This window comes from Rossellomorea marisflavi (assembly GCF_009806575.1).
Classification (GTDB): domain Bacteria; phylum Bacillota; class Bacilli; order Bacillales; family Bacillaceae_B; genus Rossellomorea; species Rossellomorea marisflavi_A.
Genome location: NZ_CP047095.1, coordinates 2,648,097 through 2,669,986, shown reverse-complemented (window position 1 = coordinate 2,669,986; position 21,890 = coordinate 2,648,097). Strand labels below are relative to the sequence as shown.

Annotated in this window: 26 protein-coding genes; 21 read left to right on the top strand and 5 right to left on the bottom strand. The window is 50.7% G+C overall.

Features of this window, described 5'->3' with window-relative positions; genetic code table 11:
- Positions 1-10 precede the first annotated feature (10 nt).
- The 3 genes from D5E69_RS13920 to D5E69_RS13910 form a co-directional block, all read right to left on the bottom strand.
- Entirely contained in the window at positions 11-913 is a 903-nt protein-coding gene (locus D5E69_RS13920; RefSeq protein WP_159129792.1) for an aminoglycoside phosphotransferase family protein, read from the bottom strand.
- Positions 910-1,827 carry an alpha/beta hydrolase gene (locus tag D5E69_RS13915; RefSeq protein ID WP_048005955.1) on the bottom strand — a complete coding sequence of 306 codons (918 nt, stop codon included), beginning with the start codon at positions 1,825-1,827 and terminating at the stop codon, positions 910-912. Before D5E69_RS13915 ends, D5E69_RS13920 begins: the two co-directional genes overlap by 4 nt.
- Positions 1,828-1,948: 121 nt before the next feature.
- Positions 1,949-2,839, bottom strand: a complete 891-nt coding sequence (locus tag D5E69_RS13910) for a hydroxymethylglutaryl-CoA lyase (RefSeq protein ID WP_048005954.1) — start codon at positions 2,837-2,839, stop codon at positions 1,949-1,951.
- 169 nt (positions 2,840-3,008) lie between these two features.
- Here D5E69_RS13910 and D5E69_RS13905 point away from each other — a divergent pair, with 169 nt between their 5' ends.
- From D5E69_RS13905 to D5E69_RS13890, 4 genes are all read left to right on the top strand, one after another.
- Positions 3,009-4,199: an acetyl-CoA C-acetyltransferase gene (locus D5E69_RS13905; RefSeq protein WP_048005953.1), complete on the top strand. Its 1,191-nt coding sequence runs from the start codon at positions 3,009-3,011 to the stop codon at positions 4,197-4,199.
- Positions 4,200-4,215: 16 nt separating this feature from the next.
- A complete protein-coding gene (locus tag D5E69_RS13900; protein WP_048005952.1) occupies positions 4,216-4,905 on the top strand; it encodes a CoA transferase subunit A in 690 nt (229 codons plus the stop codon).
- A 17-nt stretch (positions 4,906-4,922) separates the two neighbouring features.
- Positions 4,923-5,585, top strand: coding sequence for a CoA transferase subunit B (locus tag D5E69_RS13895; RefSeq protein ID WP_048005951.1), 663 nt, complete (start codon positions 4,923-4,925; stop codon positions 5,583-5,585).
- A 164-nt stretch (positions 5,586-5,749) separates the two neighbouring features.
- Complete coding sequence (locus tag D5E69_RS13890) at positions 5,750-5,986, top strand: YqkE family protein (RefSeq protein WP_048005950.1); 237 nt, start codon at positions 5,750-5,752, stop codon at positions 5,984-5,986.
- 42 nt (positions 5,987-6,028) lie between these two features.
- On the opposite strand, the gene D5E69_RS13885 is transcribed toward D5E69_RS13890, so the two are convergent.
- Positions 6,029-6,949 carry an aldo/keto reductase gene (locus D5E69_RS13885; protein WP_159129791.1) on the bottom strand — a complete coding sequence of 307 codons (921 nt, stop codon included), beginning with the start codon at positions 6,947-6,949 and terminating at the stop codon, positions 6,029-6,031.
- Between the two features lie 66 nt (positions 6,950-7,015).
- A complete protein-coding gene (gene mciZ, locus D5E69_RS13880) occupies positions 7,016-7,147 on the bottom strand; it encodes a Z-ring formation inhibitor MciZ (RefSeq protein WP_392398064.1) in 132 nt (43 codons plus the stop codon).
- An 80-nt stretch (positions 7,148-7,227) separates the two neighbouring features.
- Here mciZ and D5E69_RS13875 point away from each other — a divergent pair, with 80 nt between their 5' ends.
- The 17 genes from D5E69_RS13875 (at position 7,228) to lysA (ending at position 21,606) form a co-directional block, all read left to right on the top strand.
- Positions 7,228-7,776, top strand: a complete 549-nt coding sequence (locus D5E69_RS13875; RefSeq protein WP_048005947.1) for an NUDIX domain-containing protein — start codon at positions 7,228-7,230, stop codon at positions 7,774-7,776.
- 104 nt (positions 7,777-7,880) lie between these two features.
- On the top strand, positions 7,881-8,534 hold the full coding sequence (spoIIM, locus tag D5E69_RS13870; RefSeq protein ID WP_048005946.1) for a stage II sporulation protein M: 654 nt from the start codon (positions 7,881-7,883) through the stop codon (positions 8,532-8,534).
- Between the two features lie 111 nt (positions 8,535-8,645).
- The gene (gene fur, locus D5E69_RS13865) at positions 8,646-9,092 is read left to right on the top strand and encodes a ferric iron uptake transcriptional regulator (protein WP_048005945.1); all 447 of its coding nucleotides are present in this window, start codon (positions 8,646-8,648) and stop codon (positions 9,090-9,092) included.
- 150 nt (positions 9,093-9,242) lie between these two features.
- Positions 9,243-9,470 carry a YqzK family protein gene (locus D5E69_RS13860; RefSeq protein WP_048005944.1) on the top strand — a complete coding sequence of 76 codons (228 nt, stop codon included), beginning with the start codon at positions 9,243-9,245 and terminating at the stop codon, positions 9,468-9,470.
- Between the two features lie 6 nt (positions 9,471-9,476).
- Positions 9,477-10,370, top strand: a complete 894-nt coding sequence (gene xerD / locus D5E69_RS13855; RefSeq protein WP_063191747.1) for a site-specific tyrosine recombinase XerD — start codon at positions 9,477-9,479, stop codon at positions 10,368-10,370.
- Between the two features lie 187 nt (positions 10,371-10,557).
- A complete protein-coding gene (deoB, locus tag D5E69_RS13850) occupies positions 10,558-11,745 on the top strand; it encodes a phosphopentomutase (protein WP_048014731.1) in 1,188 nt (395 codons plus the stop codon).
- A 74-nt stretch (positions 11,746-11,819) separates the two neighbouring features.
- A complete protein-coding gene (locus tag D5E69_RS13845; protein WP_159129790.1) occupies positions 11,820-12,635 on the top strand; it encodes a purine-nucleoside phosphorylase in 816 nt (271 codons plus the stop codon).
- Positions 12,636-12,662: 27 nt separating this feature from the next.
- Positions 12,663-13,970, top strand: coding sequence for a pyrimidine-nucleoside phosphorylase (locus D5E69_RS13840; protein ID WP_048014733.1), 1,308 nt, complete (start codon positions 12,663-12,665; stop codon positions 13,968-13,970).
- A gap of 169 nt (positions 13,971-14,139) precedes the next feature.
- The gene (locus D5E69_RS13835) at positions 14,140-15,306 is read left to right on the top strand and encodes a D-alanyl-D-alanine carboxypeptidase family protein (protein ID WP_048005940.1); all 1,167 of its coding nucleotides are present in this window, start codon (positions 14,140-14,142) and stop codon (positions 15,304-15,306) included.
- Between the two features lie 106 nt (positions 15,307-15,412).
- Complete coding sequence (gene spoIIAA, locus D5E69_RS13830) at positions 15,413-15,763, top strand: anti-sigma F factor antagonist (RefSeq protein ID WP_048005939.1); 351 nt, start codon at positions 15,413-15,415, stop codon at positions 15,761-15,763.
- Entirely contained in the window at positions 15,764-16,207 is a 444-nt protein-coding gene (spoIIAB, locus tag D5E69_RS13825) for an anti-sigma F factor (protein ID WP_048005938.1), read from the top strand.
- 12 nt (positions 16,208-16,219) lie between these two features.
- The gene (sigF, locus tag D5E69_RS13820; protein ID WP_048005937.1) at positions 16,220-16,987 is read left to right on the top strand and encodes an RNA polymerase sporulation sigma factor SigF; all 768 of its coding nucleotides are present in this window, start codon (positions 16,220-16,222) and stop codon (positions 16,985-16,987) included.
- Positions 16,988-17,126: 139 nt separating this feature from the next.
- Positions 17,127-17,747, top strand: a complete 621-nt coding sequence (locus D5E69_RS13815; protein WP_048006389.1) for a stage V sporulation protein AA — start codon at positions 17,127-17,129, stop codon at positions 17,745-17,747.
- Entirely contained in the window at positions 17,737-18,159 is a 423-nt protein-coding gene (locus tag D5E69_RS13810; RefSeq protein WP_048005936.1) for a stage V sporulation protein AB, read from the top strand. Before D5E69_RS13815 ends, D5E69_RS13810 begins: the two co-directional genes overlap by 11 nt.
- Positions 18,160-18,183: 24 nt before the next feature.
- Complete coding sequence (spoVAEA, locus tag D5E69_RS13805) at positions 18,184-18,756, top strand: stage V sporulation protein SpoVABEA (protein ID WP_048005935.1); 573 nt, start codon at positions 18,184-18,186, stop codon at positions 18,754-18,756.
- Complete coding sequence (locus tag D5E69_RS13800; RefSeq protein ID WP_048005934.1) at positions 18,749-20,218, top strand: spore germination protein; 1,470 nt, start codon at positions 18,749-18,751, stop codon at positions 20,216-20,218. Before spoVAEA ends, D5E69_RS13800 begins: the two co-directional genes overlap by 8 nt.
- Before the next feature lie 83 nt (positions 20,219-20,301).
- Positions 20,302-21,606, top strand: a complete 1,305-nt coding sequence (gene lysA, locus D5E69_RS13795; RefSeq protein ID WP_063191650.1) for a diaminopimelate decarboxylase — start codon at positions 20,302-20,304, stop codon at positions 21,604-21,606.
- Positions 21,607-21,890 lie beyond the last annotated feature (284 nt).

Here is a 21,890-nt window from a genome sequence, read left to right as displayed (position 1 = left end):
TCTCCTTCTGTCAGTGTTCGTCTTGGATGAGCGTATCGAATAATTTGGCCAGTTCAATGCCGTTGGACGGATCGCCGACGCCGTCTTCCGTGCACCAGCTGGCAGAGAGTATAGAGTGGCAAAGACCATAGCGAATCAATCTCCCGTATGAAAGGGAAAGGGAGGATGCGAGCGTCCCGGCCCTCAAAGCGAGGAGCAAAAGGGGTTCCGGGTGGTCCTGCCAATGATTGAGCATGAACTGGATGCAGTCATACTCCCGCTCTCCGATCAGTCCTTTCGGATCGATGACCGTCCAGCCGTCCCTGTCTGAATGCAGGATATTGCCGTGATGCAGATCACCGTGCAAAAGATAAAGGGGACCGGCTGTTGAAAGCAACTCGGGGAAAAGGGTTTCGGCCTTTTCAACCAGATACTCCGGAATGGGGCCGGTTCCGCCGCCGAAGCGATCACGGAGCCTGGCGAGGCCCCTTGACCAATCTGAGACCGTCGGGAAATCCGCACCGTCTGGAAGCTGACGCCAAAGCGCCCCTGCGCATTCAGACCAGATGGCCAGCACGTCCGCTTCCTCCTTTATGGTGTGGAGAGGGGTTCCGGGCTTTACAAGATCAAGGAGCATCCAGCCTTCTTCCGGTTTGCCTTCCATCAACTTGACCACACCCGGCCCTTCAAAGGCTTGGAGAGCCTGGTATTCATGGGTGAATTCCTGGCCGGGGAATCCTGTCTTCAATACGTAGTCGTGAGTGCCATCAGATGCAGGGATGACGAAGTTGTAGCTGAGGTCGAATGGGTCCCCGAATGTGAGAGTGCCCTCATCCTTGATTGAAGCGAGCAGGCCTTCCGTCCGGCGGATCCATTCCATGCCCCGCTCCCCGTGCATAGCCACCATCTTTTCAGCAAATGCCTTAGGGATCATGATTCACCGCCTTCGGTGAAACGCTGAAGGAACTCGTCGATGACTTCTTCGTATTTTTCGGGATTATCATTATACGATTGGGCGTGTGCACCTTTGAAATCCAGAAACAGCTGTTTGGGTCCCTTCTTCTTTTCGAAGAGCTCCTCCGTCATCCGAGGCAGGATGAAATCATCGTCGGCACTGTGGATGAAGAGGACGGGTTTTTTGATCCGGTCCACGACGGCGAGGGGTGCAATGTCCTTCAAGGTATACCCTTCCCGGAGCTTCAGCATCCCGTTGATAAGGGGGAGGACCGCTTTGGATGGGAGCTTCACCTCCGCGCTCATCCGGTAGGTCAGCTGCTGACCGAAGTCCGAATAAGGACAATCCGCGATATAGAAATCTGCCCTGTCCTCGACGCTGCCCGCATAAAGAAGGAGGGTGGCTGCCCCCATGGATTCCCCGTGGATACCGAAGTGCACATCGTCGCCTTCGCGACGGATCAATTCGTCCACCACAGCCTTCAGATCTTGCTTCTCGAAATATCCGTAGCTCGTCGACTTCCCGCCGGACTCGCCGTGTCGTCGATGGTCATAGAGGACCGCATTGTAGCCTCTCTTAAGGAATAGGTTCATATACTTCACCGAGTTCCATCTGTTCTCCGTCACACCGTGGCAGAAGATCATGAATTTGCCCTTTGGGTAGGGGGTGATGAAGACGGCGTTGATGGAATATCCAAAGGGGGAGGTGATGGTCACTTCCTGTTTCGGAAGGGTATTGTATTCATGTTCAATCAGGCGGTTTGCCTGGATTTCACGTTCGTAAATGTCCTTTTCCTCTTTTTTGGGCAGATACATGAAGCGATTGGTTATGTATAGACCGAGCAGGCCCAATGTGGAGACGGCGCCTCCCAGTACGGCTAACTTCTTCTTCATCTAATGGCTCACCTCGAAGCATCATTTTCTTCCATCTTAGCAAATCGGGCTAAAAAGAGAAACGGAGAGCACTCCACAGATACAAAAAGAGCGCCACCCAAAGGGAGCGCTGAAAGGGAAATCAAAGACTCAGATTATAGTAACCGCTTTCAATTTTCCGTGAAATATGAGGGGAGACCTCCCGTATGGCCTCGGTCAATTTTTCAAGATCAATGCCGGTGGAGATCCCCATGGAGTCCAGCATATAAACGACGTCTTCCGTTGCAACATTTCCTGTGGCACCTGGGGCAAAAGGACAACCTCCGAGACCACCTGCAGAAGAATCGAATCTGGTGACGCCTGCCTGCATGGAAGCAAGGATATTGGGCAGGGCCATCTTCCGGGTGTCGTGGAAATGCGCCGTCATGAGCACGTCGGGCAATTCACGCTTCAACAGGGAAAAGAGCGAGAATGCTTCGAGCGGATCCGCTTTCCCGATCGTATCTGCGACGCTCAGCTCATCCACACCGGCATCACGGAACGCCTTACAGATGGCTAGGGTCTCATACGGATCAACTTTCCCTTCATAAGGACAGTGAAATGCCGTCGAGATGCAGGCACGGACGAAATAGCCCCGTTCCTTCATTTGCTTGACCAGAGGCAGGATCTCCTCAAGAGCCTCTTCCGTCGACTTGTTGATATTCTTCCGATTGAATCCCGAGCTTACGCCCACGAAGACGGCGATGGCACGACACCCCGTTTCATAGACGCGTTCGACCCCTTTCCGGTTCGGCGCCAAAACGATGTCACGAGAATCCTCCGTCAGACAGTTTTCCACAATATCATATGCGTCCTGCATCTGGGGCACCCACTTCGGGGAAACGAAGGAAGTCAGTTCCATCTCTTTGATCCCTGAAGCCTTGAGCTTCCGTATGAAGGCAGCTTTTACTTCAGTGGGCACAAAGTTCTGTTCGTTTTGAAGTCCGTCCCGGGGGCCGACTTCGATGATCGTCACTTGTTTAGGTAGTTTCATAATCTCCCTCCTGCCTCTATTGTAGAAATATTCTAATATATAAATCAACTAAAAATTTTTCGTCAAATTTAGAGGAATTTAACCGCTTTCATCGAAAACTGTATGATGGGAATGTTTTTATGGTCGAACTCTCTTAAAAACACACCAGATTGTAAGAAAGGGAGGAAGAATGATGTCGAATGAAGTGGTGATCGTCAGTGCGGTGCGGACAGCAATCGGGGCATTCAACGGTTCGCTGAAGGGCGTATCGGCGCCGGACCTTGGTGCCATCGTGATTAGAGAAGCATTGGATAAAGCGGGGGTGGACCCCGATCAGGTTGATGAAGTGATCATGGGGAATGTGCTCCAGGCAGGCCTCGGGCAGAACCCTGCACGTCAGGCTTCCATCAAGGCTGGACTGCCGGAAACCGTCCCCGCCATGACCATCAATAAAGTATGCGGCTCCGGCCTTAAAACTGTCCACCTGGCAACGCAGGCCATCCTTGCGGGTGATGCCGATATCGTCGTTGCCGGAGGGATGGAGAATATGAGCATGGCCCCGTATTTATTAAAAGGGGCAAGGGACGGCTATAAGATGGGGGATCAGAAGGTCGTCGACAGCATGATCTCTGACGGGCTCTGGTGTGCCTTCAATGATTACCATATGGGCGTCACGGCTGAGAATCTGTGTGATCGATATGGACTGACGAGGGAAGAGCAGGATGAATTTGCGGCATGGAGTCAGCAAAAAGCTGTATCCGCCATCGAAGAAGGAAGATTCGACGATGAGATCGTGCCGGTGGAAATACCGCAGCGAAAAGGGGAAGCAGTCGTATTCCGTCAGGATGAGTTCCCGAGGAAAGGCTCGACGGCTGAAGGGTTATCCAAGCTCCGCCCGGCCTTCAAAAAAGAAGGGACGGTCACGGCGGGAAATGCGTCGGGCATCAATGACGGTGCAGCAGCAGTGTTGGTCATGTCCAGGAAGAAGGCGGATGAGCTGGGGATCATCCCCCTTGTCGTGATCAAAGGGAATGCCAATGCAGGCGTCGACCCGAGTGTGATGGGAATCGGACCGGTTTCGGCGGTGAAGAGAGTCATGGAGAAGACAGGGATGAGCCTTGAAGACATGGGTCTCGTAGAAGCGAATGAAGCGTTCGCGGCTCAGTCCCTTGCTGTTGATAAAGAGCTTCATTTCGATAAGGAGCGCCTGAATGTGAATGGAGGGGCGATTGCCCTCGGCCACCCGATCGGTGCGAGCGGGACCAGGATCCTTGTGACCCTCATTCACGAGATGAAGAAGCGAAATGTCACCCACGGTCTTGCTACGCTTTGCATTGGTGGAGGCCAGGGCGTTGCGACGATCGTTGAACTGAATCAATAGAATGGGAGGGAACGAGATGAAAACCGTATACACATCGTATGATGAAGCTGTAGCCGATATCAAGGACGGGGCGACATTGATGGTAGGAGGCTTCGGCCTGTGTGGGATCCCGGAGAAATTGATCCTGGCCCTTGAAAAGAAAGGAGTCAAGAACCTGACCGTCATCTCGAATAACTGCGGGGTGGATGACTGGGGACTAGGCTTACTATTGAAGAACAAACAGATCGACAAGATGATCGGTTCGTATGTAGGGGAGAATAAAGAGTTCGAACGTCAAGTCCTTTCGGGAGAGCTGGAAGTCGAGCTCGTCCCTCAGGGTACCCTTGCTGAGAAAATCCGTGCGGGCGGAGCCGGCATCCCGGCATTCTACACTCCGGCAGGCGTCGGTACCCCGGTGGCCGAAGGCAAGGAGACGCGCACCTTCAATGGGAAGGAGTACCTCCTCGAGGAGGCGTACACCGCCGATTTTTCACTTGTCCGTGCTTGGAAGGGCGATAAGATGGGGAACCTCATCTACAATAAAACCGCCCAGAACTTCAATCCTATGATTGCCGCTGCCGGTAAGGTGACGATCGCCGAGGTGGAAGAGCTTGTGGAAACGGGCAGCATGAACCCTGCCGAGGTCCATACGCCGAGCGTCTACGTCCAACGGCTCATCCAAGCCGATCAAGAGAAGCGGATCGAGCGAAGAACGGTAAAATCATAAGAAAGGGAGTGGAGGAAATGGATCGAGGAAGTATGAGGGAGCGGATTGCCAGGCGTGCGGAAAAAGAAATCGAGGATGGCTTCTACGTCAACCTCGGCATCGGGATGCCTACGCTCGTAGCCAACTATATCACGGACAATAAGCAGGTGGTCCTGCAATCAGAGAATGGGTTGCTCGGTATCGGACCGTATCCGACAGAAGAGGAAGTGGACGCAGATCTCATCAACGCAGGAAAAGAGACCGTGACGGCCATTCCCGGGTCCGCGTACTTTGATAGTGCGGAGTCCTTTGCCATGATCCGGGGAGGACATATCAATATCGCCATCCTCGGAGGAATGGAAGTGGCGGAAAATGGCGATCTCGCCAACTGGATGATCCCAGGCAAGATGATCAAAGGGATGGGCGGAGCCATGGACCTTGTCCACGGGGCAAAACGCATCATCGTCATCATGGAGCACGTGAACAAGAGCGGGGAGAGCAAAATCCTCAAGGAATGCACTCTTCCGCTTACAGGCAGGGGCGTCGTGGACCGCATCATTACCGATCGTGCGGTCATGGACGTCACGGATGAAGGGCTGGTTCTGCGTGAAGTGGCCAACGGCTTCAGCGTGGATGATATCAAGTCATCAACGGCAGCGGACCTCATCGTCCATGATGATGTGAAGCTTGAAGCATACTGATTCCATATTAAAGAGAGTCGGGGGATGCGGAAGGCCGGGGTTTCAATGCCCGGTCTTTTTTTCTATTGGCACCTAGTCAACTTCCTTTTCCTGAACGAATTCTTGCAAGATAGTGGACTTATGAGGTCGAACGTTTTATAACTAAGGGGTGGGGAGGGATCGAGATGTCAAAGAAAAAGAAACAGGAAGCAGAACTGACGCTCAAACATTCCATCAATGCCGATCTATTCGAGCAGCTTAAACATAAAAAGCAGGAGCTTGAGAACGAAGAGGCCGACAAGAAAGCGGAAGAGCGGCGCTTGAAGGCAGAAGAGCAAAAGCGTCGGGAAAAGAATAAAAGCTTCGAGGAACTCTTGAATGAGAGCAGCATGAATTGGAAAGAGTTCAAAGATCGCGGATAGACAGAAAGGGACGGCTATGGATAGCCGTCCCTTTCCTATGGGTCAGTCCCTGTGGGCATCATATCTAGAAGATTTGGTCAGGTCCTTCAGGAGCTTGACTTCTCCATCCGTGAGCGGCTCACGGTTGATCGCTTCGATATTTTGGGCGAGCTGCTCTTTTGAGCTTGCTCCTGCGATGACAGAAGCGACCGTGGAGTGGGAGAGCACGTACTGTAGGGCAAGTTCATTCATGCCTCGTGAGCCCAGTCTCTCTTTAATGGAAGAAAGCGTCTCCTCCAGTTCCCCATACGAATAGTCCAGATAGCCCTTCTCCCGGACGTTCTCCGAGGCTTTCGCCAGCATCCGCTCTGAAAGCATCCCTTTGGCAAGGGGGCCTCTCGCCACGATGCTCACACCATGTTCCTCAAGGAGGGGCATCCATTCTTCAGGACGGCGGTCGAGTAGGCTGTACTGCATCATGATGCTCTGGATATCGGCGTGTGAAAGGAATCGTTTGATCACATTCGGACGGATGGACGAAATCCCATACGCCCGGATCAACCCTTCTTTTTTCAGCGTTTCAAAAGCCTCGATGGCTTCTTCATAAGGGTCTTCGATCGTTCCCCCGTGAAGCTGGTACAGATCGATGTAGTCGACACCCAGGCGGTGAAGGCTGTCCTTTACGGCTTTCTCTATGTAGCTCTTGGAAGGATCCCAGCGCCACCCATCATCCACATCGTCCCAGCGGTTCCCGACTTTTGTCGCAAGGACCACTTCGTCCCTGCGCCCCTTCAGGGCTTGTCCCACTATTCTTTCATTCTGTCCAAAGTCATACAAATCGGCGGTATCAAGATAGTTCACGCCATGGTCCAGGGCGTAACGGACGATCTCTACCGCCGATTGCTCCTCCGTCCCGAGGGACATGCATCCGAGTCCAAGCTTTGATACATATAGACCGGAGTTTCCAAGTTCTCTCTTATCCACTATTCATCCATCCCTTCCGATACTCTTTCCTCTATTATATTAACGGATGGAGGATGGGATAAACAATTAACGGGACTCGGAATGCATGGCTTTGATCCAATCCTGGACCGTATCGAACCGGACACTGTACTCCTTCAATTTCCTTCTGATCTCCCACGCCTTCCCTTTGAGGATGACACGATCTTTATCCACCAGAATTTCCAAGAATTCCACCCCGATTCGGAAGTATGGTAGAATGTATGAAGAATCCAGCGTTGAAAGAACAGGAGAGTCGACAAATGAGTAAATTCGAAGAAAAAACAATCCAGTCGGAAACAGTATACGAAGGAAAGATCATCAACCTTCAGATCGATGAAGTGGAGCTCCCGAACGGAAAGACCTCCAAACGCGAACTGATCAAGCATCCGGGCGCCGTGGCTGTGATCGCCCTCACGGAAGAAGGAAAGATCGTCATGGTCGAGCAGTACCGGAAAGCCCTTGAGAAAGCCATTGTTGAAATCCCTGCAGGCAAGCTTGAGCCTGGTGAAGAGCCTGCCCTTACAGCAGAAAGGGAGCTTGAAGAGGAAACGGGATACGGATGCAGAAAGCTTGAGCATTTGATCTCCTTCTACACTTCCCCGGGATTCGCTGATGAACTAGTGCATCTGTATGTCGCAAAGGATCTGTATAAAATGGAAGATGCGAAGGGTCCGGATGAAGATGAATTCGTCGAGCTCCTGGAAGTGGGGCTGGAGGAAGCGAAGGCACTCATGAAGGAAAAGAAAATCTATGACGCCAAGACGGCGTATGCCATTCAGTATCTTGAACTCCTGGAGGCAACACGCTGATCCTTGCCATGCAGGTCCCTTCCGGTTATCCGGGAGGGATCTTGTCATATGTCCGGGTGCTCCCTCATATAGATTAGTAATCGATGTCTAGGAGGAGCACAGTGATGCGTAAAAAATTTTCTCAATCCAATCCACTAATCCAACATGTACAAGCCCATTCCTCGATCTATTTATTCATGATCACATTATTCCTCATGGGTGTGATCTTCGGCGCCATCGTCGTCAATTCCCTGTCGTTCGCCCAGAAAGAAGATCTATATCTTTATCTGGGGAAATTCTTCACCGAGATAGAAGGAGGCAGGATGACATCTTCAGAGGATATGTTCAGGCAAAGCTTCCTACATAATGTGAAGTCGCTGGGCATCCTTTGGCTGCTCGGGATTTCGATCATCGGACTTCCGTTGATCTTCGTTCTCGTTTTCATGAAAGGGGTCGTGGTCGGTTTCTCTGTGGGCTTCCTCGTGAACCAGATGGGTTGGAGCGGCTTCCTGCTCTCATTCGTCAGCATCCTTCCACAAAACATCATCATCATACCGGCCTTCATTTTCATAGGTGCTGTGAGTGCGAGCTTTTCCATTACGTTGATCAGGAAGATCTTCATGAGGGGACAGACTTCCATGCAGTTACCCATGATCCCGTTCTTTTCGCGATATGTCGTTTTCCTTGTAGCGGCCATCGCCATCATCACGGTGGCGGCGGGAGTGGAAGCCTATCTGTCTCCAAGTTTGATGGAAGCGGTTATTTCCAAAATCAAGTAAACCTATTCTTATATAAGAATCATTCTACTTTTTTGTTTGTAATAATTTTATTTTGCTTATTCCTCCCTTTTTGTTATAATAAACTAGATATTGACGGGGGAGGAAGGGACCATGGAAAGCCGTATTGAACGAATCAAAAAGCACCTTCACTCAGCCAGTTACAAGCTTACACCCCAGCGTGAAGCGACTGTGCGGGTGTTGCTCGAACATGAAGAAGACCACCTCAGTGCCGAAGATGTATACCTCCTCGTTAAGGAAAAATCTCCGGAAATCGGACTTGCCACGGTGTATCGCACCCTGGAGCTGTTGTCCGAACTGAAAATCGTGGATAAAATCAACTTTGGCGACGGAGTATCACGTTATGATCTTCGCCAAGAAGGAGCTGCCCACTTCCATCATCATCTCGTATGCATCGAATGTGGAGCGGTGGATGAAATTCAGGAAGATCTATTGGAAGACGTTGAAAACATTGTGGAACGCGACTGGAAGTTTAAAATAAAAGACCACAGATTGACCTTTCACGGCATTTGCTCAAGATGCCAGGATAATGAAGAGTAATCGAAGCCCCGGGGATCCCGTCGCAAGCATGCGATATACATAATCTTCGGGGCTTTTTGCCGATACATCGCCTAAACTTTCATCCGTTCAGGTATAAAATGAAGGAAAACCGTCATAGCTTGTATTAATAGATGACGGGGAGGATGGAAGATGGGTAAAGGAGTCCGGATGATCTGGCAGACGCTGAAGGTGTTTATCCTTTTTACGGGATCGACGATCCTTTTTTATTACGGCATCATGTGGATCGGTGAAGAATACGAAGGGTATCACCGATATGATGAACCGGAGGGGTCGGCAGTGAAAGTTTCCTCGGCGGTTGCAGACGAGGAAGCACACTGGTATGATCGATTATTATTTTTTTATACGAACGGGGAGTAATGGATGTTGGAAGACCGCATAGAAGATTACATGCATTTCTTGACAGTGGAAAAGGGGCTTTCGAAAAATACGATTGACTCCTACAAGCGCGATTTGAAGAGCTACTCCCTCTATATTAAAAATGTAGAAGGGATGGAAGGCTGGGGTGAGGTATCACGTGTCAACATCGTCCAGTTCCTCGGGCATCTTGGTGATCAGGGGAAGTCGTCGAAGACCGTGGCCAGGCATGTGGCTTCGATCCGCTCATTCCACCAGTTCCTTCTGAGAGAGAAAGCCGTGGAGCAGGATCCAACGGTCCATCTCGAGACACCGAAGACCGAACGTAAGCTGCCCAAGATCCTGAGCCTATCCGAGGTGGAGGCGCTCCTCGAAGCGCCCGATGCCTCCACTCCCCTCGGCATGAGGGATAAGGCCATGCTTGAGCTCTTATATGCAACAGGGATCCGTGTAAGTGAACTCATCGGTATGAAGCTCGATGATCTTCATCTCAATATGGGATTCATCCGCTGTATCGGGAAGGGGAATAAGGAAAGGATCATCCCCATCGGCCAGACGGCGATGAATGTCCTCGGGGATTACCTCGAACATTCCCGTCTGAAGCTCAGGTCGGGCAAAGAACGGGATGATCACCTTTTTCTTAATCATCATGGCCGCGGGATGAGCAGGCAGGGGTTCTGGAAGAATCTCAAGGCCCTTCAGAAAAAGGCCAATATCGAGAAGGAACTCACGCCTCATACACTACGGCATTCATTCGCCACGCATCTCCTTGAAAATGGAGCCGATCTGCGGGCGGTTCAGGAAATGCTCGGACATGCCGATATTTCCACCACGCAAATCTATACGCACGTGACAAAGACCCGCCTGAAGGATGTATATACGAAATTCCACCCAAGGGCTTAGGGTATGGGGAGATCCCGCAAATTTTGCGGGATCTCCCTTGTATTTTTTTGAAGGGGAAAGTAGAATAAAGATGTCAGACTTCTGACGTTGTATCGTTCTGATTCACCTTGAGTGACAGAGGGTACACTACTAGCATTGATGAAAATGTAACCGTTTTATAGACGGTTGTTCACAGGAGGCAGATAAAATGAGCAGCTATACATACAAAAGGGTCCACCTGATCGTGATGGATTCAGTGGGAATAGGGGAAGCACCCGATGCAGACCTGTTCAATGATACAGGTGCCGATACCCTCGGTCACATCGCGGAACATATGAATGGGCTCCATATGCCCAATATGGCCAAGCTTGGTCTGAGCAACATCCGTGAGATCAAAGGGATCGACAAGGCTGAAAAGCCCCTTGCCCACTACACGAAAATGCAGGAAGCATCCGTAGGGAAAGACACGATGACAGGACACTGGGAAATCATGGGCTTGAACATCGATACACCGTTCAAAACCTATCCGGAAGGCTTTCCGGAAAAGCTCATCCAGAAACTGGAGGCGGAAACGGGCAGGACCGTCATCGGGAACAAGCCTGCAAGCGGAACGGCCATCATCGATGAACTGGGGAAAGAACATATGGAGACCGGTGCCTTGATTGTGTATACATCCGCCGATCCCGTCCTGCAGATTGCAGCCCATGAAGACATCATCCCCATCGAAGAACAGTACCGCATCTGCGAAATCGCCAGGGAACTCACGAAGGATGATGAATTCCTCGTTGGCCGTGTAATCGCCCGCCCCTTCATCGGTGAGCCGGGGGCTTTCAAAAGAACATCGAATCGACATGACTATGCCTTGAAACCATTCGATCGCACCGTCATGAACGAGCTGAAGGATGCTGGGTACGATGTGATCGCCATCGGGAAGATCTCCGATATCTACAACGGGGAAGGGGTGACGGATTCGGTCCGGACAAAGGACAATATGGACGGTATGGATGGATTCATCCGCACCATGGACCAGCCGTTTACAGGCTTGAGCTTCCTCAATCTTGTCGACTTTGACGCCCAATTCGGCCATCGCCGTGATCCTGAAGGTTATGGGAAAGCTTTGGAAGAATTCGATGCCAGGCTTCCGGAGGTTTTCGAGAAAATGACCGAAGAAGACCTTCTCATCATCACGGCGGATCATGGGAATGACCCGACGGCTCCAGGAACCGACCATACGCGTGAATATGTGCCGCTTCTCGTCTATTCAAAGCGATTCAGCGGAGAGGGTGAAGAGCTTCCTGTAAGGAAGACATTCGCCGATATCGGGGCTACGGTTGCCGACAACTTCAATGTGAAACATCCAAAGTTCGGGGAAAGCTTCCTGACGTCACTGAAATAAATTTTCGCACGTCCAATGACAGATGGCCGGCAGCAGTTGCCGGTACAAAATAAAGCGGTAAAGGAGAGGTGACCATGAAATACGAACAAATAGAAAGAGCCGCACGCTACCTGAACGAACGATTCACCAAAACACCTAAAATCGGTTTGATACTGGGTTCGGGACTCGGAGTCCTGGCAGATGAGATCGAAGAGCCTGTCAAAATCCCATACAACGAAATCCCCGATTTCCCGGTCTCGACGGTGGAAGGGCATGCCGGTCAGCTTGTATACGGCGGACTTTCCGGTCAGGAAGTCGTTGCAATGCAGGGACGCTTCCATTTCTACGAAGGATATGATTTCGATAAAGTAACCTTCCCGGTGCGCGTAATGAAGGAGCTTGGAGTCGAAATCCTGATCGTGACGAACGCTGCTGGAGGAGTGAACGAGAGCTTCAAAGCAGGCGACCTTATGATCATCACGGATCATATCAACAATATGGGAGGGAATCCCCTCATCGGCCCGAATGACTCGCGCATGGGCCCCCGCTTCCCGGATATGTCGGAAGCCTATTCGAAGGAGCTTCGGCATCTTGCCAAGGAAATTGCCGCTAAGCTTTCCATTGACGTACAGGAAGGGGTCTACGTGGGGAATACAGGTCCTACGTATGAAACACCTGCAGAAGTCCGCCTGGCACGTGTCCTCGGAGGTGACGCGGTCGGAATGTCCACCGTTCCGGAAGTCATCGTAGCCCGCCACGGCGGAATGAAAGTTCTCGGGATCTCATGCATTTCCAACATGGCTGCAGGGATCCTGGATCAGCCCCTTTCCCATGATGAGGTCATGGAGACGACCGTACTGGTACGTGCCAACTTCCTCTCCTATGTAAAAGAAATCGTCAAGTCATTGTAAGCTAATACGTAAAAGTGGGTGAAAGTGATGAGAATGGTTGACCTAATAGAGAAAAAACGAGATGGAAAAGAACTGACGACGGAGGAAATCAACTTCATCGTAAACGGATATACAGAAGGATCCATTCCGGATTATCAGGTTAGCGCCTTGACCATGGCGATCTTCTTCAAGGATATGACCGAAAGGGAGCGTGCCGATTTGACCATGGCGATGGTGGAGTCGGGTGATCAGATAGACCTTTCCGCCATAGAAGGCATCAAAGTGGATAAACACTCGACGGGGGGTGTCGGTGATACGACGACCCTCGTACTCGGGCCCCTTGTGGCGGCAGTAGGAGTGCCTGTGGCGAAGATGAGCGGTCGCGGACTCGGACATACCGGCGGGACCATTGACAAGCTGGAAGCCATTGAAGGCTTCCATGTGGAAATTGAAAATGACGAATTCATCCGTCTTGTAAACAAAAACAAGCTGGCGGTCATCGGACAAAGCGGAAACCTGACCCCCGCCGATAAAAAGCTGTATTCGCTTCGTGACGTGACAGCCACGGTGAATAGCATCCCGCTGATCGCAAGCTCCATCATGAGCAAAAAGATCGCAGCAGGAGCCGACGCCATTGTACTGGACGTCAAAACCGGAGCAGGTGCCTTCATGAAGACTCTCGATGACTCCAAGGAGCTTGCGAGTGCCATGGTGAATATCGGGAACAATGTTGGCCGGAAAACGATGGCCGTCATCTCTGATATGAGTCAGCCCCTCGGATTTGCCATCGGGAATGCCCTCGAGGTGAAGGAAGCAATCGATACGCTGAAGGGCGAAGGGCCGGAAGACTTGACTGAACTTTGTTTGACCCTCGGAAGTCATATGGTCTACCTGGCCGAACAGGCGAATTCCATAGAAGAAGCCCGTGAACGACTCATAAAAGCCATGAAGGATGGGTCCGCCCTTGAAAGCTTCAAGGTCTTCCTCGCCTCCCAAGGAGGAGACGCGTCCATCGTGGATGAACCGTCCAAGCTCCCTCAGGCTGCACACATCAGTGAACTGCCCGCCAAGGAAGCAGGATATGTATCCGAGATCATCGCAGATGCCGTCGGGACTGCAGCCATGTGGCTCGGAGCGGGACGGGCGACGAAGGATTCCGTCATCGACCTTGCCGTCGGGCTCGAGCTCAGGAAGAAGATCGGTGACCGGGTAGAGGCCGGGGAGTCATTGGTGACCATATACAGCAATGATGAAGCGGAACTGGAACGGGTAAAGGAAAAGCTATATGAAAGCATCAAGCTTTCTTCTGAGAAAGTAGCAGCACCGACCCTGATTCACACAGAAATCACACATTGATTACCAGCACCACCTTCCGGAAAACGGGAGGTGGTTTTTTTGTGCTTGCAGACAGTGAGAATCCACAGCATCTCCCAAGAATTTTCGGAAGCCTTTGTATAAAAAGGTCTATGTTGGAAAAAATGGTGATAGAAGTTTTGAATATTGAAGATGAATGGAGGATCTTAAAATGAAACGTGTACTGTCTATCCTAACGCTATGTTTCTTCATTTTTTCATTGAACCCCGTATCGGGATTTGCTGAGGAGAAGAAGTCCGAGCTTGCTGAAGTAGCAAAATCAGCGGTCCTGATCGAAAGGGATACGGGCTCTGTCCTATACGATAAAAACAGTCATGAACGCCTGGCCCCGGCATCCATGACAAAGATCATGACCATGATCCTGATCATGGAAGCGATCGAGAACGGCCAGGTCGACTGGAAGGATAAGATCCGCACCAGTGAACATGCAGCATCGATGGGCGGCTCGCAGATCTTCCTTGAACCAGGTGAAACAATGTCTGTGGAGGAAATGCTGAAAGGGATTGCCATCGGTTCCGCCAATGACGCATCTGTTGCCATGGCAGAGCATCTCGCAGGCAGTGAAAAAGGCTTCGTTGAAAAAATGAACGCCAAGGTAAAGGAACTCGGATTGAAGGACACCCAGTTTAAAAATCCGACCGGACTACCGTCAAAGGGCCATTACAGTTCTGCCCACGATATGGCCATGATGGCAAAGGAATTATTGAAATATGACGGCATCACGAAGTTCACGGGAAGCTATGAATCGTATCTCAGGGAAAACACTGACAAAAAGTTCTGGCTTGTGAATACCAATAAACTCGTCCGCTTCTATGACGGGGTGGATGGTCTCAAGACCGGTTTCACCAATGAGGCCAAATACTGTCTCACGGCCACTGCGAAAAAAGGGAATATGAGGGTCATTGCCGTCGTATTCGGTGCACCTTCCCCTAAGGACCGCAACAATGAAGTGAGCACCATGCTCGATTACGCCTTCAATCAATATCAAACGAAGCCCCTCTATAAAAAGGGTGACGGCATCGGCGAAGCAAAAGTATCCAAAGGAAAAGACCGCAAACTCCAAGCTGTCACACAGGAACCGGTTTCAATCCTGACTCAAAAAGGGGAGAAGCTTGATAAGGTGGAGCAGAAGGTGAGCATCGCGGAAGAGGTGAAGGCCCCGATCAAGAAAGGGGACGAAATCGGGAAACTCGTCATCATGAACAAAGGGAAGAAAGTTCTTGAAACACCTCTTGTGGCAAAGAGTGATGTGGAGAAGGCAAGCTGGTGGGATTTTTATAAACGAAGCCTGAGCATGTTCACGAAAACCGATCAATAACATTGACTAATTATGACGAATTCCTTCTAGTTTTGTCATCAGGAAGGATTCTTGAAAAAGAATAGCGAAAACACTCACTATAAGACAGAGAAGGAGGCTTTCTATAGTGAGTCTTGCTATTGACCTAGAAGTGAAAAGTGACGTCCTGTGCATCCGTCTGAGCGGGGAGTTGGATCATCATACCGCCGATGAATTAAGGGAAAGGGCATCCGCCCTGATCGAGAGTGAAAATATCCGCCATATCATCCTGAACCTTGAAGAACTGAGCTTCATGGATAGTTCCGGCCTGGGTGTGATCCTTGGCCGCTACAAACAAATCAAGCAAAAACACGGAGAGATGGTCGTTTGTGCCATTTCTCATTCAGTCAACCGCCTTTTTGATATGTCGGGGCTCTTCAAGATCATCCGTCTTGAGCCTTCTGAAGAAAATGCACTGCAACGATTGGGGGTCGCTTGAATGAGGAATGAAATGAGTATCCAGTTCAGTTCAGTGAGTCAGAATGAATCCTTTGCCCGTGTGACCGTCGCATCCTTCATCGCACAGCTCGATCCGACGATGGATGAACTCACGGAAATCAAAACCGTCGTCTCAGAGGCCGTGACCAATGCCATCATCCACGGCTATGAAAACAAACCGACGGGTCAGGTATTCATCTCTGTCATCATGGAGGAAGATGGCTACATCGATATGACCATCCGGGACGAAGGGATTGGAATCGGAGATGTGGATGAAGCACGCCAACCCCTATATACGTCGAAGCCGGAGCTGGAGCGTTCAGGCATGGGCTTCACAATCATGGAAAACTTCATGGATGAAATCGAAATATCCTCACACCCAGGTACAGGCACCACGGTAAGGCTGAAAAAGCACTTAACCAATAGTAAAACGCTATGCAATTAAGGAGTCGTGCCCATGGATGTCGAAGTGAAAAATGAAAAGGAAAAGGCGCAGCCATTCTTAAAGGATCATGAGGTCAAGGAACTGATAAAGCTCAGTCAAGAAGGTGATCAGGGGGCCAGGGACATCATTGTCCAGAAGAATATGCGGCTGGTCTGGTCCGTCGTCCAGCGTTTCCTCAACCGGGGGTACGAGCCGGACGACCTGTTCCAAATCGGTTCCATCGGCCTTCTGAAATCCGTTGATAAATTTGATTTGAGTTATGATGTGAAATTCTCCACCTATGCGGTCCCCATGATCATCGGGGAGATCCAGCGCTTCATCAGGGACGATGGCACGGTCAAAGTAAGCCGGTCCCTCAAAGAAATGGGGAATAAGATCCGGAAGGCGAAGGATGAGTTGTCGAAAACCTTCGGAAGGGTCCCGACGGTCAATGAACTGGCCGAACATCTGGAGTATTCCCCGGAAGAAGTCATCATGGCCCAGGAAGCCAGCAGGGCTCCTTCTTCCATCCATGAAACGGTCTATGAAAACGACGGGGATCCCATCACATTACTGGATCAGATCGCCGATCAGACCGACTATAAATGGTTTGATAAAATCGCCCTGAAAGAAGCCATCCTGGAACTGGATGAACGCGAACGCCTGATCGTGTACCTACGCTATTACAAAGATCAGACCCAGTCGGAGGTGGCCGACCGGCTTGGTATTTCACAGGTGCAGGTATCGCGCCTGGAAAAGAAGATCCTCAAGTCGATGAAGGAACAAATGAATACAGAATGAAAACCCGCAGGACCCTTGAGTAAAGGAGCCTGCGGGCTTTTTGGTGTGGAGGGGGAATGGAGCGTTTACATAAATAATTTTTGAACATCCATACTATGGGTAACAAGGTGAAAATCAAGGAAATCAGGAAGTGAGTATGTTGGAGAACGTTCTGTATATCCGATTGCGCCACCGCATCCAAGTGAGGGAAGAGAGTTTAGTGAAATTGGGGCAGATCGCCCAGCTCATCGCACCGGAGCCGATTCTGGAAAGCATAAGGGACATACCTGTCCATCACGTTACCGTGGAAGATAAAAACATCATCGTCGTGGATGTGATGACGGCCATCAGGCGCATCAATGCCGTCCATCCCTCTCTCGATATCCAAACGATCGGTCCAGTCCAAACGATCATCGAAGTGGTGTATGAAAAGAAAAAGGTATCCCTTCCCCTTTTCGCAGGCGTCTGGCTCCTCTTATTCATCGGAACGGCGCTCGCCATCATCAACTTTCACGAAGATGTGAGCATGAGGGAAGTTCATCAGCGCATGTATTTTTTCATTACCGGTCGTGTGGACCCACACCCGTTGATCTATCAGATCCCCTATTCCATCGGTCTGGGTCTCGGGATGATCCTATTCTTCAATCATGTGTTCAAAAAACGGATCAATGAAGAACCAAGTCCCCTTGAAGTAGAGATGTTCAACTACCAGCAGGACCTTGACCAATATGTCATCATGCATGAAAACAAAGAAAGTCAGAAAAAGCTCGATGACCATTAAGATCATTCTTGCACTGTTTGTAGGGTTCGGAGGGGGACTTGCTGTGGGCTCCGGGCTCGTGGCCTTCTTGACCGTCCTCGGTATCATCCCGAGGCTCACGCAGTTGACGAAAACGATGAAAATGATTCATTCCTATGAATGGGCGGTCGTGACGGGAGCACTTTCCGGCACGGTGATCTCATTGAATGATTTCACGCTGCACACAGCCGCCGTCATCTTGATTCCGATTGGAGCGGCAAGCGGCATCTTCATCGGTCTGATGGCAGCCGCACTCACGGAGGTGCTCAATGTTTTCCCCATCCTGGCAAAACGGATCGGGATCGAAAGCCAGATCATCACGCTCATCATGGCCATCGTCCTGGGCAAAATCGCAGGATCCCTATTCCATTGGCTGTATCTCGTACAGCCTTAATCATAAGCAGAGGCGGTCGTTGAAATGACAGAAAAAAAACGGAAGGTCATCCTTGTAACCGACGGTGACGAATATGCGAAAAAGGCCGTTGAATGCGTGGCCAAGGAGTTCGGGGGACGGTGCATTTCCAGCACGAAGGGGAATCCGACCGTCCTCTCGGGACCTGAAGTGGTCAAGTTGATCAAAAAGGCCAAATGCGACCCCGTTTTTGTCATGTTCGATGATAGCGGCTTCCTTGGGGAAGGGTCGGGGGAAAGGGCGATGAAGTACGTGGCGCAGCATGATGATATCGAGGTGCTCGGTGTCATAGCCGTTGCAAGCCATACAAGGCATGCGGAGTGGACGAGGGTCGACGTGTGCATTGATAAATTCGGAGAGCTCACCCCCTATGGAGTCGATAAATTCGGCGTGCCGGAAATGGAGATGGGCAGATTGACTGGTGATACGGTGTATTGTCTGGATGAACTGGACGTGCCGGTCATCGTCGGTGTAGGGGATATAGGGAAAATGGCGAAGCGGGATCACTACTCTCAGGGTAGCCCCATCACGAAAAAAGCAGTGGAAATCATCTTAGAGAGGAGCGGGTACAATGGGTGAAATCAGAAAGACCCCGATTCCAAAGGACTTGGGGAAACTCGAAGAGTATATGCAAAACCATGTTGGACTGAATAAAAGCTTCGACTTGGGCGTACGTAAGCTCATGATCCTGAAGAAAGGTGTCCATATCTATTACATCAATGGTTTGACCGATGCGTCTTATGTCATTCACATCGTTGAAGAACTCGTTGACGTGAATGATAATGAACGGGCAACCAGTAAGATTTATGATATTGTACACAATCGTCTGGTCCACCAGTCCGTCGAACCTGTCAAAACGGTGGAGGAAGCGGTGGATGAAGTCCTATCAGGGTTGATCGCCGTCTTTGTGGAAGGGGCCCCGGAAGCCCTGATTGTCGATGTGAGGAGCTATCCCGGAAGGCAACCGTCAGAGCCGGATACGGAAAAGGTGGTAAGGGGTTCACGTGATGGCTATGTGGAGAATATCATCGTCAACACAGCCCTGACCCGCAGGAGGATCCGCGATCCGAGACTCCGGTTCGAGATCTTCAGGATAGGTGAACGGTCCAAAACGGACATTTCCATCGCCTATATCGAGGACGTGGCCGATCCGAATCTGATCGAAATCGTCAAACAAGAGCTTCAAAGCATCAAAATCGACGGCCTGACGATGGCCGATAAAACGATCGAGGAATTCCTGGTCAAACAAGGATATAATCCTTACCCCCTCGTCCGGTACACGGAAAGGGCGGACGTCGGGGCGACCCATCTTTTGGAAGGGCATGTGCTCATCTTCGTGGATACCTCACCGAGTGTGATCATCACCCCGACAACCTATTTTCATCATCTTCAGCATGCGGAAGAATATCGCCAATCTCCTGCGGTGGGAACATTTGTCCGCTGGACGAGATTCCTTGGTGTCCTCGCCTCGTTATTCCTTCTGCCTCTATGGTATCTGTTTGTCTTGGATCCATCATTATTGCCGGAAGCAATCAAATATGTAGGTCCGGATGAACAGACCAATATCCCGGTGATCGCCCAGCTCTTCATCGCGGATCTCGGGGTGGAGATGTTCAGGATAGCGGCGATACACACACCGACGCCACTCTCAACGGCCATGGGTCTGATCGCGGCAGTCTTGATCGGTCAGATTGCCATCGATGTCGGCCTTTTCCAACCGGAGGTCATCCTTTATGTTGCGGTTGCATCGATCGGTACCTTTGCCACCCCGAGTTATGAATTAAGCGTTGCCAACAAGATGGCACGACTGATCATCTTGATTTTCGTGGCCCTGTTCCATATTCCGGGACTCGTTATCGGGTGTACCCTTTACGTCCTATTCGTCACCAATATCAAGTCACTGAATACTCCTTATATGTGGCCATTGCTGCCATTCAGTCCGAAAGCGTTCCTTCAGATCCTCATCAGGCGTTCGGTACCGGGAGCCAAAATCAGACCGAGCATCGTCCATGCAAAGAACCGGCATAAACAGCCGAGCTGAATCCAGGAAGGATTGCAAGCCCCCTCATTCTATGGTAAATTACTTTTAATTAGTAAAGGATTAAAGAGGGGAATGAGCAGAGAATGGAACTTCATGGATCTCAGGAAATCAACGAACAGGGTCAATTGACCATAGGCGGGGTCAGTACCGTAAAGCTGGCGGAACAATACGGTACCCCCCTATACATATATGATACGACACTGATCAGGGAGCGCGCTCGCGGCTTCAAGGATACGTTTGAAGAGTTGGGTGTCAAAGCGGAGGTTGCCTATGCAAGCAAAGCCTTCTCGAGCATCGCGATCTTTCAATTGATGAAAGAGGAAGGGCTGTCCTTGGACGTCGTTTCCGGAGGGGAACTCCATACGGCGATCAAAGCCGGATTCCCCGTCGAGAAGATCCATTTTAACGGGAATAACAAATCGTATGAAGAGCTTGCAATGGCGATCAAACTCGGCATCGGCTGCATTGTTGTCGATAACTTCCATGAGCTTGAGCTGATCGGCGCCATTCACGGGGAGCTTGGCGGGTCAACCAGAGTGCTTCTCCGTGTCACTCCCGGGATCGAGGCCCATACACATGATTATATCCTGACTGGGCAGGAGGATTCGAAGTTCGGCTTCGATCTTGGGAACGGCCAGGCAGAGGAGGCCATGAAAAAGGCAGTGGCCATGGAGGGCATCGAACTCCTTGGACTCCACTGTCACATCGGGTCGCAGATCTTTGAAACGACAGGCTTCATCCTGGCGGCAAGGAAGATCATCGACACCGTGGCATCGTGGAAGGAGCAGCATGGGTTCGAACCTCAGGTCATCAACCTTGGAGGCGGCTTCGGTATCCGGTACACGAAGGAAGATCAGCCGATCCCACCTGCACAGTATGTTAAAGACATGATCACAGTGGTGAAGGAAGAAGTGGAGCGCCATGGACTGGACATGCCGGAAATATGGATCGAGCCGGGCCGTTCCCTTGTTGGTGATGCGGGGACAAGCCTCTATAGCATCGGATCGACCAAGGTGGTACCGGAAGTAAGGAAATATGTCGCCATCGACGGAGGGATGAGTGATAATATCCGTCCGGCTCTGTACCGCGCAAAATATGAGGCGGTCCTTGCCAATAAAGCAGGGGCACCTGTGGAAGAAACCGTGTCCATTGCAGGGAAATGCTGTGAATCGGGTGACATGCTGATCTGGGATCTTCCGTTACCGGTTGCAGCACCTGGTGACCTCCTGGCTGTCTTCTGCACAGGCGCATACGGGTACTCCATGGCGAATAACTATAATCGTATCCCTCGTCCACCCGTCGTCTTCGTGGAAGAAGGGAAGGATCGCCTCGTGGTGAAACGGGAATCCTATGAGGATCTCCTCTCCCTTGACCTCCCGCTCGATTGAATGTGACAATCATGGAAATATCCGGACTGAAAGGTGCCGGATATTACCATGACCTGTTATACTTAATAGAGTGAGAGTCTACCAGATCCGTCCGAAGAACGGGTGTTGAATCAGGGGGTACGCAATGTCGAAAAGCAATACGCGTTTATTTTTCCTTCTTTTGGCAGTGGGTTTAGCGTGGGGAGTGGTTTATTGGCTCTTCCTGGCGGGAAACTAAACGGTAGTTGATAAAAAAGAACAGTTTTAGTAAGATAGTAAAACATTCGCTTATTAAAATTATAGTT

Excerpts from the sequence above, each read along its gene's own strand:
- D5E69_RS13920 (WP_159129792.1), bottom strand. The coding sequence starts at position 913 with ATGATCCCTAAGGCATTTGCTGAAAAGATGGTGGCTATGCACGGGGAG.
- D5E69_RS13915 (WP_048005955.1), bottom strand. The coding sequence starts at position 1,827 with ATGAAGAAGAAGTTAGCCGTACTGGGAGGCGCCGTCTCCACATTGGGC.
- D5E69_RS13910 (WP_048005954.1), bottom strand. The coding sequence starts at position 2,839 with ATGAAACTACCTAAACAAGTGACGATCATCGAAGTCGGCCCCCGGGAC.
- D5E69_RS13905 (WP_048005953.1), top strand. The coding sequence starts at position 3,009 with ATGATGTCGAATGAAGTGGTGATCGTCAGTGCGGTGCGGACAGCAATC.
- D5E69_RS13900 (WP_048005952.1), top strand. The coding sequence starts at position 4,216 with ATGAAAACCGTATACACATCGTATGATGAAGCTGTAGCCGATATCAAG.
- D5E69_RS13895 (WP_048005951.1), top strand. The coding sequence starts at position 4,923 with ATGGATCGAGGAAGTATGAGGGAGCGGATTGCCAGGCGTGCGGAAAAA.
- D5E69_RS13890 (WP_048005950.1), top strand. The coding sequence starts at position 5,750 with ATGTCAAAGAAAAAGAAACAGGAAGCAGAACTGACGCTCAAACATTCC.
- D5E69_RS13875 (WP_048005947.1), top strand. The coding sequence starts at position 7,228 with ATGAGTAAATTCGAAGAAAAAACAATCCAGTCGGAAACAGTATACGAA.
- spoIIM (WP_048005946.1), top strand. The coding sequence starts at position 7,881 with ATGCGTAAAAAATTTTCTCAATCCAATCCACTAATCCAACATGTACAA.
- fur (WP_048005945.1), top strand. The coding sequence starts at position 8,646 with ATGGAAAGCCGTATTGAACGAATCAAAAAGCACCTTCACTCAGCCAGT.
- D5E69_RS13860 (WP_048005944.1), top strand. The coding sequence starts at position 9,243 with ATGGGTAAAGGAGTCCGGATGATCTGGCAGACGCTGAAGGTGTTTATC.
- deoB (WP_048014731.1), top strand. The coding sequence starts at position 10,558 with ATGAGCAGCTATACATACAAAAGGGTCCACCTGATCGTGATGGATTCA.
- D5E69_RS13845 (WP_159129790.1), top strand. The coding sequence starts at position 11,820 with ATGAAATACGAACAAATAGAAAGAGCCGCACGCTACCTGAACGAACGA.
- D5E69_RS13840 (WP_048014733.1), top strand. The coding sequence starts at position 12,663 with ATGAGAATGGTTGACCTAATAGAGAAAAAACGAGATGGAAAAGAACTG.
- D5E69_RS13835 (WP_048005940.1), top strand. The coding sequence starts at position 14,140 with ATGAAACGTGTACTGTCTATCCTAACGCTATGTTTCTTCATTTTTTCA.
- spoIIAB (WP_048005938.1), top strand. The coding sequence starts at position 15,764 with ATGAGGAATGAAATGAGTATCCAGTTCAGTTCAGTGAGTCAGAATGAA.
- sigF (WP_048005937.1), top strand. The coding sequence starts at position 16,220 with ATGGATGTCGAAGTGAAAAATGAAAAGGAAAAGGCGCAGCCATTCTTA.
- D5E69_RS13810 (WP_048005936.1), top strand. The coding sequence starts at position 17,737 with ATGACCATTAAGATCATTCTTGCACTGTTTGTAGGGTTCGGAGGGGGA.
- spoVAEA (WP_048005935.1), top strand. The coding sequence starts at position 18,184 with ATGACAGAAAAAAAACGGAAGGTCATCCTTGTAACCGACGGTGACGAA.
- D5E69_RS13800 (WP_048005934.1), top strand. The coding sequence starts at position 18,749 with ATGGGTGAAATCAGAAAGACCCCGATTCCAAAGGACTTGGGGAAACTC.
- lysA (WP_063191650.1), top strand. The coding sequence starts at position 20,302 with ATGGAACTTCATGGATCTCAGGAAATCAACGAACAGGGTCAATTGACC.